Annotated in this window: 13 protein-coding genes, 1 tRNA gene and 5 pseudogenes; 5 read left to right on the top strand and 14 right to left on the bottom strand. The window is 36.1% G+C overall.

Translation table 11 applies throughout. From position 1 onward, the window contains the following. Position 1: 1 nt before the first annotated feature. Positions 2-268 (bottom strand): annotated as a pseudogene (locus ACIFUW_RS04205) (TetR/AcrR family transcriptional regulator); the annotation flags it as partial. A 256-nt stretch (positions 269-524) separates the two neighbouring features. Between ACIFUW_RS04205 and ACIFUW_RS04200 the strand changes: the two are divergent. The 3 genes and pseudogenes from ACIFUW_RS04200 to ACIFUW_RS04190 all read left to right on the top strand — a co-directional run bounded on the left by ACIFUW_RS04200 (position 525) and on the right by ACIFUW_RS04190 (position 2,814). Next, positions 525-1,758, top strand: a pseudogene (locus tag ACIFUW_RS04200) (aminopeptidase). 382 nt (positions 1,759-2,140) lie between these two features. Beyond that, a pseudogene (locus ACIFUW_RS04195) lies at positions 2,141-2,254 on the top strand (tyrosine-type recombinase/integrase); the annotation flags it as partial. A 257-nt stretch (positions 2,255-2,511) separates the two neighbouring features. Next, positions 2,512-2,814 carry a DUF5960 family protein gene (locus ACIFUW_RS04190; protein WP_002286680.1) on the top strand — a complete coding sequence of 101 codons (303 nt, stop codon included), beginning with the start codon at positions 2,512-2,514 and terminating at the stop codon, positions 2,812-2,814. 35 nt (positions 2,815-2,849) lie between these two features. Here the strand turns inward: ACIFUW_RS04190 and ACIFUW_RS04185 are convergent, their stop codons facing one another. From ACIFUW_RS04185 to ACIFUW_RS04175, 3 genes are read right to left on the bottom strand one after another with little or no spacing between them, the layout of a single operon-like run. Further along, positions 2,850-3,221 carry a hypothetical protein gene (locus tag ACIFUW_RS04185; RefSeq protein WP_002286473.1) on the bottom strand — a complete coding sequence of 124 codons (372 nt, stop codon included), beginning with the start codon at positions 3,219-3,221 and terminating at the stop codon, positions 2,850-2,852. Between the two features lies 1 nt (position 3,222). Continuing rightward, entirely contained in the window at positions 3,223-3,624 is a 402-nt protein-coding gene (locus ACIFUW_RS04180) for a hypothetical protein (protein WP_002296902.1), read from the bottom strand. 13 nt (positions 3,625-3,637) lie between these two features. Further along, a complete protein-coding gene (locus ACIFUW_RS04175) occupies positions 3,638-4,045 on the bottom strand; it encodes a DUF6941 family protein (RefSeq protein ID WP_002286474.1) in 408 nt (135 codons plus the stop codon). 343 nt (positions 4,046-4,388) lie between these two features. Between ACIFUW_RS04175 and ACIFUW_RS04170 the strand changes: the two are divergent. Further along, positions 4,389-4,838: pseudogene (locus ACIFUW_RS04170) on the top strand (IS3 family transposase); the annotation flags it as partial. A gap of 129 nt (positions 4,839-4,967) precedes the next feature. On the opposite strand, the gene ACIFUW_RS04165 reads toward ACIFUW_RS04170, so the two are convergent. After that, positions 4,968-6,130, bottom strand: a protein-coding gene (locus ACIFUW_RS04165) for an IS3-like element ISEfa8 family transposase (protein WP_087046766.1) whose coding sequence is annotated in 2 segments (ribosomal slippage) — positions 4,968-5,854 and positions 5,854-6,130 — 1,164 coding nt in all. Because the reading frame shifts where the segments join, the coding sequence is not laid out codon by codon here. Positions 6,131-6,203: 73 nt separating this feature from the next. Here ACIFUW_RS04165 and ACIFUW_RS04160 point away from each other — a divergent pair. After that, positions 6,204-6,293, top strand: a pseudogene (locus ACIFUW_RS04160) (DUF5960 family protein); the annotation flags it as partial. A gap of 513 nt (positions 6,294-6,806) precedes the next feature. On the opposite strand, the gene ACIFUW_RS04155 reads toward ACIFUW_RS04160, so the two are convergent. The 9 genes from ACIFUW_RS04155 to ACIFUW_RS04115 all read right to left on the bottom strand — a co-directional run bounded on the left by ACIFUW_RS04155 (position 6,807) and on the right by ACIFUW_RS04115 (position 13,833). Beyond that, positions 6,807-6,880, bottom strand: a tRNA-Ile gene (locus ACIFUW_RS04155). 189 nt (positions 6,881-7,069) lie between these two features. Then, positions 7,070-8,095: a peptidoglycan recognition protein family protein gene (locus tag ACIFUW_RS04150; RefSeq protein ID WP_002349643.1), complete on the bottom strand. Its 1,026-nt coding sequence runs from the start codon at positions 8,093-8,095 to the stop codon at positions 7,070-7,072. Continuing rightward, positions 8,092-8,316: a phage holin gene (locus ACIFUW_RS04145; RefSeq protein WP_002286683.1), complete on the bottom strand. Its 225-nt coding sequence runs from the start codon at positions 8,314-8,316 to the stop codon at positions 8,092-8,094. Before ACIFUW_RS04145 ends, ACIFUW_RS04150 begins: the two co-directional genes overlap by 4 nt. Next, positions 8,313-8,606, bottom strand: coding sequence for a hypothetical protein (locus ACIFUW_RS04140; RefSeq protein ID WP_002286686.1), 294 nt, complete (start codon positions 8,604-8,606; stop codon positions 8,313-8,315). The genes ACIFUW_RS04145 and ACIFUW_RS04140 overlap by 4 nt, the downstream gene beginning before the upstream one ends. A 37-nt stretch (positions 8,607-8,643) precedes the next feature. Beyond that, positions 8,644-8,781 carry an XkdX family protein gene (locus ACIFUW_RS04135; RefSeq protein WP_002296594.1) on the bottom strand — a complete coding sequence of 46 codons (138 nt, stop codon included), beginning with the start codon at positions 8,779-8,781 and terminating at the stop codon, positions 8,644-8,646. Position 8,782: 1 nt separating this feature from the next. After that, positions 8,783-9,229, bottom strand: a complete 447-nt coding sequence (locus tag ACIFUW_RS04130; protein WP_002286491.1) for a hypothetical protein — start codon at positions 9,227-9,229, stop codon at positions 8,783-8,785. Beyond that, on the bottom strand, positions 9,226-9,375 hold the full coding sequence (locus ACIFUW_RS04125) for a hypothetical protein (RefSeq protein ID WP_002290627.1): 150 nt from the start codon (positions 9,373-9,375) through the stop codon (positions 9,226-9,228). Before ACIFUW_RS04125 ends, ACIFUW_RS04130 begins: the two co-directional genes overlap by 4 nt. A 16-nt stretch (positions 9,376-9,391) precedes the next feature. Then, the gene (locus ACIFUW_RS04120; protein ID WP_002286495.1) at positions 9,392-11,518 is read right to left on the bottom strand and encodes a hypothetical protein; all 2,127 of its coding nucleotides are present in this window, start codon (positions 11,516-11,518) and stop codon (positions 9,392-9,394) included. Positions 11,519-11,541: 23 nt separating this feature from the next. Further along, on the bottom strand, positions 11,542-13,833 hold the full coding sequence (locus ACIFUW_RS04115; protein ID WP_002286497.1) for a phage tail spike protein: 2,292 nt from the start codon (positions 13,831-13,833) through the stop codon (positions 11,542-11,544). Positions 13,834-13,840: the final 7 nt, after the last annotated feature.

Raw genomic sequence — 13,840 nt, 5'->3', positions numbered from 1 at the left:
AATTAAGATAATTAAAAGCAAGATCGATAATCGTATTCCCTGTATGCTCAACAGTGAACACTTCATATTGTAAATGATCATAGATCTGCTCAAAAAGAGCTTGTCTCAAGTCATCCATATTTTTAAACTCAAGATAAATCGGTTGCGTGGAACAATTCATTTTGTTCGCGATGTTTCTCGCAGTAAATCGTGTAAATCCATCGGTGGCAGCTACTTCATAAGCAGCTGCCAAAATCTGTTCTCTAGTAATCGTCTTTTTTCTTGCCATATTTTTTTAATCTCCTTAATTTTTTTATAACGCTTCCACCATTGATTAATTTCATTGTAACATGTTTTTTTTGATATGCAAAATTAGTTTTTGATTTTCTTCACAAGCTGAAATAGCAAGTAGTAACATATATCATGAAACTTAACCTTAAAAAAATAACCTCTTTTTTTTATTTAAAGGCCTCATTGTTTGAATCATAATTAAATGGTATCATGCTAATAGTTACCAGAAAAAATGGTGAGGAGGAATTTTTATTATGTTATCTGATTTTAATGAACTTCTAAAAAAATATGCACGCTTAATTGCAGAAACTGGCGTAGCCACAGAAAAAGGACACACAGTTGTTTTACAGATCAGCGTGGAACAGGCACCCCTTGCTCGATTGATCACACAAGAAGCTTATAAACTAGGAGCCGCTGAGGTTATCGTTCAATGGACTGACGACCAGATCCAAAGAGAATTTCTTTTACATGCTGCAACGGATCGTATTGAGAATGTACCACAATCTAAAATCGATCAAGCGGATGAATGGCTTGAAAAAGGAGCAAGCAGGATCAGTGTTGTTTCTGCCGATCCCGATGCATTTGCTGGTGTAGATAGCCATCGAGTAGCCGTCTTATCAATCAGCGGCTGGCAAAGCACTAATGAATTTACGCAAGGCAACTCAAGCAAATAAAGTCAGTTGGACTGTCGTGGCTGCGGCTGGTAAACAATGGGCAGCAAAAGTCTTCCCAGAACTGCCAGAAGAAAAACAAGTTGAGGCATTATGGGATCAGATTTTCAAAACGACTCGTGTCTATGAAGAAGACCCTGTCTTAGCATGGAAGAAGCATGATGAAAAATTAGCAAAAAAAGCAGAAGAATTGAATCGAGAACAATTTTCTGCCCTGCACTATACTGCTCCCGGTACAGATATCATTATCGGATTGCCTAAAAACCATCTTTGGGAAGGCGCTGGAAGCTATAATGCTCGTGGAGAAAAATTCATGGCAAATATGCCGACGGAAGAAGTGTTCACAGCACCTGACAGTCATCGAGTAGATGGTTACATTTCAAGTACAAAGCCACTGAGTTATGCTGGCACCATCATCTCGGGTATGAAATTTACTTTTAAAGATGGAAAAGTCATTGATTTTTCTGCCGAACAAGGAGAAGATGTCTTAGCAAAACTGCTTGATACAGATGAAGGTGCGCGTCGTTTAGGAGAAGTCGCACTTGTACCTGACCCTTCACCTATTTCTCAATCTGGCATCATCTTTTTCAATACATTATTTGATGAAAACGCATCGAATCACTTAGCACTAGGTTCTGCTTATGCCTTCAGTGTGAAAGGCGGTACAGAAATGTCCGATGAAGAATTAGCAGAAGCTGGATTGAATAGAAGTCAAACCCACGTAGATTTCATGGTAGGATCTGACAAGATGGATATCGACGGAATCCGTGAAGATGGCTCTACAGTACCGATTTTCCGAAATGGCGATTGGGCTTGAGTATACTTTCGCACACATGCAAAAAATAATATAAAGCATAGAATAAAGGATCTAAGCTATTGGCTTAGATCCTTTATTTCGCTAAACAACCCCACCGTTTTTTTATATGGTACTTTGAAAAGGAAAGTTGTAAGTATTAACCCATCAGCTATTACTAAAAATAATAAAAAGTCATCTCCAGTTCATTCCCATTGGCTTTACGTAAAGCTTCAAGTTATACCGCTAGAGTTAAGAACGATATATCTTTCGTCGGATAGGACTGGTATAAGCCAATCGAAATCGTTTAATTCGAATCTGTTGAAGTATGAAAATCAACTACACCGTCGACCTAGTAAGTTTTTCTTTAGTAATCAATTTTTGCCTATTTTCTCTTCGACTGTTTATTGAGGGACTAAGACATACGCATGCATCTATTTTACTTTATCAAGGAGTAAATATACTTAGCGTATCGAAACGTTTAGGACATAGCAGTTTAGAAACTACAATGTCTACTTATACAAAATAACCCCCTGTACCGCAAAGGATACAGGGGTTATTTGTACGTTCCTGACTAACTATTACACGTCTTCTGTTGTGTTTGTTATTGCAGGAAATCTTAATATAGAAGGTTTTCTATTTGTTTACATTTTGTTGAATTCGAATTTTTTTGGCACATAATTTGGCACAAGTACTTGTTTTCTATTATTCAGTATATTAAATTCCGCCTTCACAAAAAGAACATTCGTTCGTATACTCTTTTTGAGGTGAACTTTTATGCTGATGGAAGGAAAAACACAATTATGGTTTAAATTTGACCCTTCGAATAGATTTATCAAAGATTTTTATAAAGTATGGAATTCAGAAGTTTTCTTTTTAGCAATCGAAGATAGCTTATTAATCAATCTCTACTATTCTAATAAGAACTATTTCAAAATTCCTGCTGCGAAAACTAGAATGAAGAAGGGTGTATACTTTTTGTTTGATATCGTGACTGACGTGCCGGACGCACGTAGCGATCATCGGCGTTATGACTATATAAAGTATACTTTCGTTGATCCAGAAAGATACAAAGATTAAATAAAAAAATAACAAACAAACTCGCTTGAAATTCATTAGGTGAGTTTGTTTATTATTTTTTCTGCTTCTCGATTCATCAGCGCCATATCTGTTTTCGTAATGGTTTCATTAGGAATATAGTCAGCACATTTTCTTTTCTCTAACATTCTATACCCACTATTATGTATTCCTAAGGTATTCAATTCCTTAACTGTTGAAAACAAATTCCAAACGGTTTGGTGGCTTCCTTTTCCGCTACTTCCATTATAAATAATATCATAATTTTCTTTCAAATACTCATCAGATTTTTTAAAAGCACTGTAGTATGCTCTTGAAACAGCAGTTCTTCTATAAGATTCTTTAGAATTATATTTATCATCTGATTCAATTTGTTTGGAAATAGATAAATATTCATTAAAGTCAAACATTTTATTCCCCCAAAGTTGCTACTACAGATTTCCCCATATATTTATAGTCAGATAATACATTATCGAGAGTATCCAAAACATCGTAATCTGAGGAAAACAATTCAGATGTTGTTTTGATAACAAAGAAATACAAGTTTAAATCTTCATCATATTTTATATTGATTTCAGCTTTTCTTTTTAAAACCGTATTTATCACATCAAAAATTTTGCCATCATTACTTGAAATTGTGTTAATCTCATTTTTTGTAGTAATTACAAGTTGATTATCATTTTTAGTTTTCGGAGTAGAACTTGCATCCACAACAACTGGAGATGCTAGAATTACCGATGCGCAAGCAAAAATCGCAGCAAAATTTATTAAGCTACCACTCCGATGTGTATTTGATGGTACTATATCAAGCATCCGTATCGTCTCCTTAATTTTTTTCCACTGGTTTGTTGACCTTGATATCAAAGATTTGCCTTCCAATCTCAGTTCCATTAAATTTAACAACAGCATAATGCTCTCCTGCTTCTTCAACCAAGACATTTCTGGCGTTTATATTAAAGTTTATATCGTTAACTTGAGGAGGCAAGCTTACCGATACTTCACCCGTAGAAAAAATTTGTTTTTCATTCTTGTTTAAAACTTCAATTTCTACTATTTTTATCTTTTCTGTATCCTCTATCTCAGACACCACAGCTGTTACAGAAAATGATAAAGCAGTAGGAATTAAAGGCGCATTAATAGAAAGAGCTGGATTAATTACTTTATTAATAACATTAGTGCCAAATTGCTGACTTTCTACATCTTCTGAAATTATTAATTGTACTCTATAAGACATTGATTTCTCCTAATTTTTACATTTATTTAATAAATTTATGTTTCACTTTTGCTAGTCAATTTAGTTTAACAATAGTAACAAAGCTTTGTCAACGGAAATATTAGCTAATTTTGTAAGCATATTTATAAGTATATTTGTAAGCATATCTGACATTTAATCAGTAGTAAAAGTGCCTCTATATAAGGAACAAACTGTTTTTTTACTATCTAAATTCGTATACAGTTTTACTAACAAATTAGCTAACAATATTAGCAACTATATCAACAACTATATGTACTTCCCCTCAAAAATGATGTGCACCCCAAAAGTTAGACTAGAAATCTAATTAAAAGGGGTGCTTTTTTTGCGGAAATATACATTTGTTTTTAAGAAAAAAGTAGTTTCAGACTATTTAAATAACGAAGGCGGCTACAAATATCTTGCACATAAATATCAAATAAATCGTACACTGGTTAGACATTGGGTAAGGATTTATAACTATCATGGTTGGGAAGGCTTGGTTGGAGGTGGCAAAAGCTACACTACAAAATTTAAACTTGATGTTATAGAATATATGGAAACAAATGGTCTTTCTATCCAAGAAACTGCTAAAAAATTTAATATCGGTTCAAATAGAACTCTAAGTAAATGGATAGAGCAATATGAAGAAGGCGGTGCTTCTTCACTTGAGAGCCAAAAAAGGGGCAGAAAAATTAGTATGAATTCCAAGCTAAACATTCCTAAAAAACTTAAAGATGAGTCTCTTGAAGAAGAAGTTATTCGTTTAAGAGCAGAGAACGCATATTTAAAAAAGTGGAATGGCAACACTTTTTTTGACAAAAATTATAAGGTGTTGTGAATGCTGCGGTGTTATGGCTACGATTGCCCTTGACAATGAGCATCCTCGGATCTGATTTTCTCCGGCAGAAGCACAATCATTCAATTACGCTGCCTCTCCAGAGGTATCAGATCCGCGCTCATTATCAAGGATTCGCTTCGCCAATCTCTGTTGTCGAATTTGGATCGGTGTTTCATACGCCAACGTGCCATGTAAGCGTAGATAGTTCCACCAATGCACATAATCAAACAATTCTAGACGTAGCTGTGCCAGTGTCTCAAATTGGTATTGATGCACGAATTCTACTTTGACAGATTTATAGGTTGATTCCACAACGGCATTATCATACGGACAACCCTTCCTACTCAATGAACGAGTAATTCCAAAACCATTCAGAATCTCATGAATGGTTTGGTTATCAAATTCCTTTCCCCGGTCTGTATGAAAAAGCTTGACGTCTGTTAAAGAATACGGTATCCGTCCAAAGGCTTCTTTTACCAATGAGGCATCTTTCTTCTCACCACAGGAATAACCAATAATTTCTCGATTAAACAAATCAAGTATTAAGCAGATATAATGCCACTTTTTCCCCACGCGAACATAAGTAAGATCCGTAACGATGGCTTCCAATGGCTGTTCTTGTGTAAAGGTCCGATCTAATACATTCGCTGTTTTCGCTTCATTACAAGCTGTTCGTTGCCCTTTAAAATGAGCGATCGTATAGGTAGATGTCAATCCGCGGCGTTTCATGATTCGACCGATTCGGCGCCGACTGAGTTGAAGCCCACGCTTTGCTAAACACTTCTTCAATTTTCGGGTACCGTAAGCCTTTCGGTTTCGAATAAACTCTTCCTGAACGATCTCTTCTAAGTCGGACTCATTTTCGATCGGTTTCGCTTGATAATAGTAGGTTTGACGAGAAATATTTAGAATTTTGCACATCGCTGATATGGAATATTTATGCTTGTTGGCATCAATTACTTGTCTTTTCGTCCGAATATCAGCGCCGCTTGCTTTAAAATATCATTCTCCATTTCGAGTTGCTTATTTTTCTTTCTTAGTGCGATCAATTCTGCTTGTTCTGGTGTTAAGTTGTCTCTTTCTTTGAATGAGCCCGTTGATTGTGCTTGCTTCATCCATTTATCGAAAGAAGAAGGCGTAAGCTCATACTCTCGAATAATTTCTGCGCGAGGCTTACCAGCGAGATAGAGATCGACGATTTGTTGTTTGAATTCTTTTGAATAGGTTCTTCGTTGACGTCTTGACATGAAAAATCCTCCAGTGTGTTTTTTATTATTCTACACACCTTATTTTTTCTGTCTAGTCTAGTGTAGCCGATTCATGACTGACGTGCCGGACGCACGTAGCGATCATCGGCGTTATGACTATATAAAGTATACTTTCGTTGATCCAGAAAGGTATAAAGATTAAAGTAGGCTACCTAAAAAGGTAGCCCGGAACGAATTTTATCACCATACTTGTGAAAGGAGATATTTTTTAAGTTAGTATTAAGATTGTGTAATATGATGATATCTATATTTTATAGTATCAGTGCTATAAAATCAAAAATAAGTCACTAATTAACTACCACTCCAATTGTAAGCCTTTTTTCTCACTTTTTTTCAAAAATATGGTATGCTTTTTAATGGCTTCAAATATAAAAGAGTTTAAAGCGTAACACACTTATGGGGAAGTGGTTTGGGGTGCGCTTTAAACTCTTCTTTATTATTATCTCACAATTTAACCCAAATGTCTTTCTATTTAAAAATCAAAGTAAAACTTTTCAAATATACAGAAGTATAACTATGTGAAACATCCTTTCATTAATCCATAAAAGGATACATAAAAAAGCCACTCATTTGAGTGGCAATGAAGAAAAGCTTTAGCTTGTATAATACTCTTCAAAAAAATTCTAACACAGAACGATTCAAATGGCTACGTTAATGTACCCTGTAGGACTCGAACCTACGACCGGACGGTTATGAGCCGTCTGCTCTGACCAACTGAGCTAAGGGTACTGGTTGTTGCCACATAAAGCCATAAACAATCAACCAGTAGAATGTGTGGCAACAAACCTGTTATCGCATAGCTTGGAGTGTGACTATTTATGGGTGATAGTGAAGATATGCGATAACATCACTATTTTATCGAATAATTTTTATAGTTGTCAATATAGTTATGTACTGCTCCTCAACGAGGAGCTATTTTTATCGTTTAGGAATATTTAAATACCAACGTTTGTCATGGAAATCTTGCGCACCGCCTTTAGTGTTTCCCTCTGGATCATTCGTTGCCCGCATCATTACATAGACTTTCTTACTAGGAAAATTACGCATATTGAAAGATACATGATAACCAACATTTCCAGAAGTATTATAAGCTTGGTTTACATCTGGTCTATAAATTCCATCAGCTCTTACTCGAGCTAATTCTTTCCCAGTATTGTAGTCCATAATGAAAATATACTCGTATTTATAGTTAGCAATGTGCCATCCAGCCACATGCAAGTTTGCGTTTTCGATTTCCCCAAACTGATCAATGTGGGCGTGATTTGTTCCATCTGTCAGCGTAGGATTAGCTGCACCAGCTCGTGTTGGATCAATGACAGGCTTGTTTTCAGAAGTTGTTGGATTTTCATCGGTAAATCCATGAGCTAAATCATAAGCAAGCTTTTCTTTGCTAACTCCCATTTGCGATAAGTAACCATATGGATCTGTGTGGTTCCCCCAAACATAATTTGTCACCCACAAATGAGAAATGATTCCTTTTGTAAATAAAGAAGTTCCTTGATCAAGAGTCAATGGAATTCCATATTTTTTTGCACTATCTCTTGTATATTCAATATAAGCTCGATAGTTTTTTTCAAACAATGCTTTATCATATGTGCGCTGTAATTCAATCTGTACAGGCGCATAAGGATTAGCGTTACCAGCTCCCCACGAAACATATCCTTGCTCACCCACACGGTAAACAATCCCACCGTCACCAATAACATCTGTAGTATAAGGATTGCTTCCGTTATAATTATTTTTCATGTTGGCGGCTACGTTTCTTGCTGGTGCATCTATTCCAGTTTCGTGCAAAATAATTTTGTTAGGAATTGCTAATCTGGAGTCTCCTTGATTCGGCGCTAAATTATACTCGTCATTAATAGTATAAGCAAACGTATTAATGGGTAATAAAAAAAGAGCCGTTAACAGGCTCATCGCAGTAATAGTAATTTTCTTTTTCATTTGTTTCCTCCTTCTTCGCTTTCAGCCGAGAACATTTTGTAGGTTCGATTTGATACACCCAACACACTCCCTAAAAACGCGCCAAAACCAGTAATGATGACAACACAGATATCTGTGTACTGCCAATTGAGCGCTTTACCAACTAACCCCACGAAAGTAGCTAGTGCGGGAATAATTACCAGTGCGAACCATTTTAGTACTTCGAACGTTTTATTATTCATTTTCTTCTCTCCCTAAATAAAGTTTTAATTTGTTGCGTGTGTTCTACCAATTTTTCTGCATGTGTATCTAATCTTTCATCGTGTTTCTTTAGTTCTTCATGAATCATCAATCGATCTGATTTGCTCGATTCTAAATCTTTAGTCAGCAAATCTAAATTGTGACTTACTTTTGAAAGAGTCTCAGTAATCTTCGAGAAAGATGCAGTAATTGGTTTTATTACTAATAAAATCAAAGAAACGATAGCGGTTATTGATCCTGCTATCGCTCCCCATTCCCCTAAATTAATCATGTGACAACTCCTTGAATCAAAATAAAAAGCACATCAATTAAGATGCGCTCTCTTCTTTGCTAATGATTTTATCTGCTTTTTCTTCAGTAATGCACAACGGAACGAAAACCATTACTTGTTCGTTAGTGAAACAGCCCCAATCATACATCATTTTCACATCGCTAAAACTAAACATACTACTCACCTCCCTTTGAAGCTGGATTTAGTTGCTCTTTAATTTCTGAAATGTCTTTGCTATTTTGTAACGAAGCAAGCATCATTTTTGAATTGATTTGTGCTAAACTATCCGCTTTTTCTTTCAATGCAGTATTTTCCTGTTTAATTGCTACATCGCTTAGCATGAGTTTGGCATTGATCTGTTTTAAATCGCCGTTCTCATTTTCTAACGACTCATACATTGCTTTGAGATTGTTTAAATCGTTGTGATCTAGTGCGTTCGCTAAAATAATCCATTGATTCAATTTAGGATCAAACATTTGATCAGCGATTGTTAACGGTTCGCCATCAGCACGAATTCCTTCAAGCGGTGGCTGATCTGTGTAAGGAACGGATACAAGCATGTCGTCCAATACTTTTCCTGCGTACTCTCCGCCAGTACGTCCATATTTCCAAATGTTTTTCATTTATTTCCCTCCCAGTAATTGAATTTCGGTTTCCAATTTGGAATCGGTGGTTCGACTTCTGTGCATTCTTCCGGTAAATGTTCTTCATCATTCACAATGATTTGCTCGAATCCGTAAGGTTCAATTGGTCTATATGCTGCCTTCATATCGATTCACGCTTTTCTAAATCGTGTAAGTAATTGCAAAGGTATAATCCGATCCATAACTTGAGTTTCTTCGCCATTTAATGGCTCCATCTGCACCAATAGATAACTGAGCACTGTTCAAAGTAGAACGGTCTATCGAGCCAACCAGTTGCTCAAAACTAATTGGTGGCCGATAGCCTTCTGGAATTGTTAGTATCGTTGAATCATTTCCACCACTGCTTTTTCCGTTTAAAGCCACAAAATATATAGAAACTGTTTTTCCTTCACGATAAAGCTTTGCTGATCCGGTATTCCCGTTTGTAACTGTTAATGTGGTAGTAGCTGTATCATTAATGCGTTCATCGATCTTATTGTCTAATTCATCTATAGCAGTCGCATTAGCATTCGCTTTTGTTTGAGCATCCTTAGCTGTGGTGTCTACTTCATTAATTGAAGCAGTCAACTGCGAATTAATCTCCGATACTTTCCCATCGGTATAATTGTTTGCTTTACCAGTAATTTCAGAAATTTTAATATCTGTGGCCAAATTATCTTCGACATATTCTGGTGCTAGATCCCAAACATAATCTTTTGGATTGTTTGAATCACGCATACCAGTACCACGATATTTATACTCACTAATATTCGGGGTTCGAGTATTGCCTTTTTCTAGTTTGAGCCACTCAATTTGAACAGCTCCTTTTGTAGCTGACGGGTATTGGTATATTTCCAGATAATTAGTTACCCCACTATCTATATGTTGCTTAGTTACAGTAAAAGTTAACTCCCATGTATTAGCTAACCCCTCAGTAGGCTTCATGTCTCCTACTTTAACGCGGCCAGCAGCAATATACACGGCAAACGATTGAACTGTTAGTTTAGTTGCTTTCATTGATATGGTATATGTTTGGTCAGCGATATAGTTTTCTGTATTGCGTCTACCATAAACCATATATTCACTAGTTTTGTGTGGAAAGACAACTGTAGGGTCAGCAATATTCTCGCCTAAAGGAACTTTACCTAACCAGTAAGGGCCATCTAGTAAGTTAGGGTAGTGTGCTTTTAACTTAACGTCATAGCTGACACTAACCGTTCCTTTATATTCACTATTAAGTGAGAATATTTCAACATAACAGTTTGTTATGCTAGTTACATTATCTTTTGTTATACCAGTAAATGTATGAGTGACCATTTTATCGCGTTCTACATTTGCTGGTATTAATGCATTAATGGGCAGTTCTATACCACCTTGTTCATTTAAATATCTAAGCCTAACCCCTATAGTATTGGTCTCTCCAGTCCAATCTGAACCGACACTCATAGTAACGCTTAATGTGTATGTCGTAGATGGTCGTAAAGTGGTTATAAGATACCTATTATTAGCTTCCGCTGTACACGGAATACCTAAGCCAAGCGATAATATGTCGCCGGAATTAGCTGTTCTAGTTTTAGTATGAGTTATAACCCTTTTAACACTATCTTTAACTGTATGTCCATTACCTAACAAAGGTCCAACCCAAGGTTCTGTAATATATGGCATTAAATTCGGGTTCTCCGAATAATCATAGTCCCCGAAGTCGATGCTGTTACTGTACATCACTTGTAAGTTACCTAACTTAGAAATTTCTTCTTTCAGAGCATCTAACTTGTCTTGTAGCGTTTTAGCTTGACCAGTTAAATCAGTAATCTGTTGATTTAAGCTATCCACTCTACCTTTGATTTCAGCCATAAAAGCATCAAAAGTTTCGTTGTACTTTCGAATCAACTCTTCTAATTGCGAAACATATTCATCGGCTTGGCCTTGCGAAATGTCAGACACTCCTAGTGAGAAAAAAATGATATCTTGCGTTGTTAAAATTTGATTGTCTTTTCTATATTCTACGTAGCAGTGTTTATAATATCCTGCTTCACTCATAAATGTGCCATCAAGAGAAAACGTGACTTCTTCACTAGTTACACTAGTTGCAACATTATCTACGTAACGGTTAGATGGTGTTGTTCCTTTTAAAGTAAATGTTCCGCCACTCGTATCCATCTGCAAGCCATTTAGAAACGGTTTAACCGTCACCGTAATCCCTTTATCACCTTGACGAGCCATAATAGCTTTGGTGTAGTTTAATTCTTTGCTGAAATCTAAAGCCAAATTATATAAACTGCTAGCCATTTATATACCTCCTTGTCTTCGTTTTAAAAACGTTTTTGGTCAAGCACTGTGCTATCATATGCTGTATCCTCTTTTAATCTAATATCTTCATACCCTAGACGGTGTGCCACTAAATTCCATCTAACTAATACGTTTGGCTTACTAGTTTCAATGATGAAATGGTCAATATCTTCATGAGTAACAGCACACAAAACTAGTTCTGTAGGTGTCACATGTGTCATATACCGACTTAGATTTACTGTTTCAGCAAACATGGGGTCAATATCAACACGAACTTTACCATTGTCACCTGTAACGGCTTCCCCATAATCAGCGAAATAATATTCTGGAGTTTCATAAGCGTTCAATAGTCGTTGTCCATAATGTTCTGTTGGTACAGTTGAGTTTTTAGTACCTCTAACAGTAAAATCTTTATATACTTGTACCGTTGATTGTTCAAACCTAGCAAGTTTCCCATCTTCCCATGAACCAAAAAAACAACCTGGTAACGTTAGCATACCATCACTAGTAAATTTCATAGTCCTACCAGCTACCTTAAATTCCCATGAGTTACCCGCACTACCATTAATGCTTAAAGAACTACCGTCGCCAGAAGTTACATAACTAGCATTGCTATACCTGAAATTGGGCGCACCAAAAGATAGAAACGGTCTGTTATTACCATTATCCCACGTACTAAAAACCAAGTTACCCTGTGGATTTCTAATCATGAAACCACCACCAGTTTTCATGGTGTATGATACAATACCGGCATCAGCACTTACATAATCACGTGCTTCTAGCTCCATAATATCTTTGTTAACTTTTTTTGAGTACCAAGTCATTTTGCCATTAGCAATACTTGTTCTATAATCAGCACCATCACTAATTAATGTAGTACCTCTAATAGTAATTCCTACTATTTCACCAGCCGTAATAAACGAGGCATTGAATCCGCCATCTAACGTCCATGCCGTTTCATATGTTCCATTAATGCCAGTTTTAGAAAAACCAATACCAGCATTGTTGATTTGTAAAACATTCCTTGCGGTATTCTTATCTGGTGTGTCCATAATCAAAATACGACTAGGCGCTTCTTTAGGATCTAATAAAACATAACCACCATTTTGACCAGTAATCATATCAGTTTGATGATCTACAATATCATTGAGTAAATCACTGATTTCGCCACCGTTTTTCAATTGATCAATGGCATCATTAATCAAATTGCTGACATTATTCTCTGTGTTTTCTAAGAAGTTTGTTTTGACGTTTCCTACAACTAATTTATCGTATGAATTGGTTAGAACATTAAACGTATATTCCACAATTCTCGCTGACATATTCACTTTTAACTGTGGATGATACACATCTACTCCGTCACCCATCGAAACTTTTTCTAGATCAACAAATTTTTCATAGCCTCTTTGATGCCTCAATGGTACTAATTCAATCGAACCACTCACTTGTGGTTTTTGTTTATCTATGTTTGTTTTCAACCAGTCTTTAGCAGCTTCCCTTAATGTGGCTACATCAGTCGCTTTGTCTTTAAAATCAACAAAAGAAACATATCCAGCAGGATAATCATCCACGTAATCCGTGAAAATAACTTCTTCTGGTAGAGTGATCTCGTCTTCTCCTTCTGAAGAGCTGCTAATGAATGGATAAACTCCAACTAAAACACTTTGAGCATCAATCTCTAAGTCAAGACCAGTTAAGTTTTTAGTATAAATCGCTTTGATTTTATGATCCGTACCTAGACTTTTTTCATGACGTAATGTGTTATTATCTTTTAGAAACTCACCATGAAATCGATCTAGAATAGATCCCTCTTTTCCACCAAAGAATTCTAAAAAATTCGCCTTTTCTATCTTCACATTAGCAAGCGTATCTACTAATGACGAGAAAGAAAACTGCGAAGGGATAGCTGGTTTCGCTAAAACTTTTGCGTTTTGCCATGCCTGAGTAGCAGTGATCTTTTCTGTTCCGCTGTCATATTTATTCAACACCGATTTTCTTATATCATTGAAAATAGGTTCAGCTTTTACTTCTATCGTATTGCCTATTACAGAAGTTTTTGCATAATAAATCCGTAGACGCTGTTTTGCTCGATTTTCATCTACATAACACTGAATAATACGTCCTTCTACAATCAAATCTGCATTAGTTCCGTTTATTGAATAAGTACCCTGAAATATCTCGGCTCCGTTTAGTTTATTGCTAACAGTAGCTGTTAACCAGTCTGACAAAGCGCCTAAACCTTGCGTATCATATAAATGTTCAGCTAAATTATTCGCGTCATTTTTATCGTAAATAGTTATTAAATTATCGATCATCTATTTC

The organism is Enterococcus sp. PLH-Efm8, from assembly GCF_053011625.1.
This window is presented reverse-complemented; position numbering and strand designations above follow the sequence as displayed.

Bases quoted from the DNA above. Each gene is read 5' to 3' on its own strand.
- ACIFUW_RS04120 (WP_002286495.1), bottom strand. From the start codon at position 11,518: ATGGCTAGCAGTTTATATAATTTGGCTTTAGATTTCAGCAAAGAATTA.
- ACIFUW_RS04145 (WP_002286683.1), bottom strand. From the start codon at position 8,316: ATGAATAATAAAACGTTCGAAGTACTAAAATGGTTCGCACTGGTAATT.
- ACIFUW_RS04150 (WP_002349643.1), bottom strand. From the start codon at position 8,095: ATGAAAAAGAAAATTACTATTACTGCGATGAGCCTGTTAACGGCTCTT.
- ACIFUW_RS04180 (WP_002296902.1), bottom strand. From the start codon at position 3,624: ATGCTTGATATAGTACCATCAAATACACATCGGAGTGGTAGCTTAATA.
- ACIFUW_RS04175 (WP_002286474.1), bottom strand. From the start codon at position 4,045: ATGTCTTATAGAGTACAATTAATAATTTCAGAAGATGTAGAAAGTCAG.
- ACIFUW_RS04135 (WP_002296594.1), bottom strand. From the start codon at position 8,781: ATGTTTAGTTTTAGCGATGTGAAAATGATGTATGATTGGGGCTGTTTC.
- ACIFUW_RS04140 (WP_002286686.1), bottom strand. From the start codon at position 8,606: ATGATTAATTTAGGGGAATGGGGAGCGATAGCAGGATCAATAACCGCT.
- ACIFUW_RS04190 (WP_002286680.1), top strand. From the start codon at position 2,512: ATGCTGATGGAAGGAAAAACACAATTATGGTTTAAATTTGACCCTTCG.
- ACIFUW_RS04130 (WP_002286491.1), bottom strand. From the start codon at position 9,229: ATGAAAAACATTTGGAAATATGGACGTACTGGCGGAGAGTACGCAGGA.
- ACIFUW_RS04125 (WP_002290627.1), bottom strand. From the start codon at position 9,375: ATGAAGGCAGCATATAGACCAATTGAACCTTACGGATTCGAGCAAATC.
- ACIFUW_RS04185 (WP_002286473.1), bottom strand. From the start codon at position 3,221: ATGTTTGACTTTAATGAATATTTATCTATTTCCAAACAAATTGAATCA.
- ACIFUW_RS04115 (WP_002286497.1), bottom strand. From the start codon at position 13,833: ATGATCGATAATTTAATAACTATTTACGATAAAAATGACGCGAATAAT.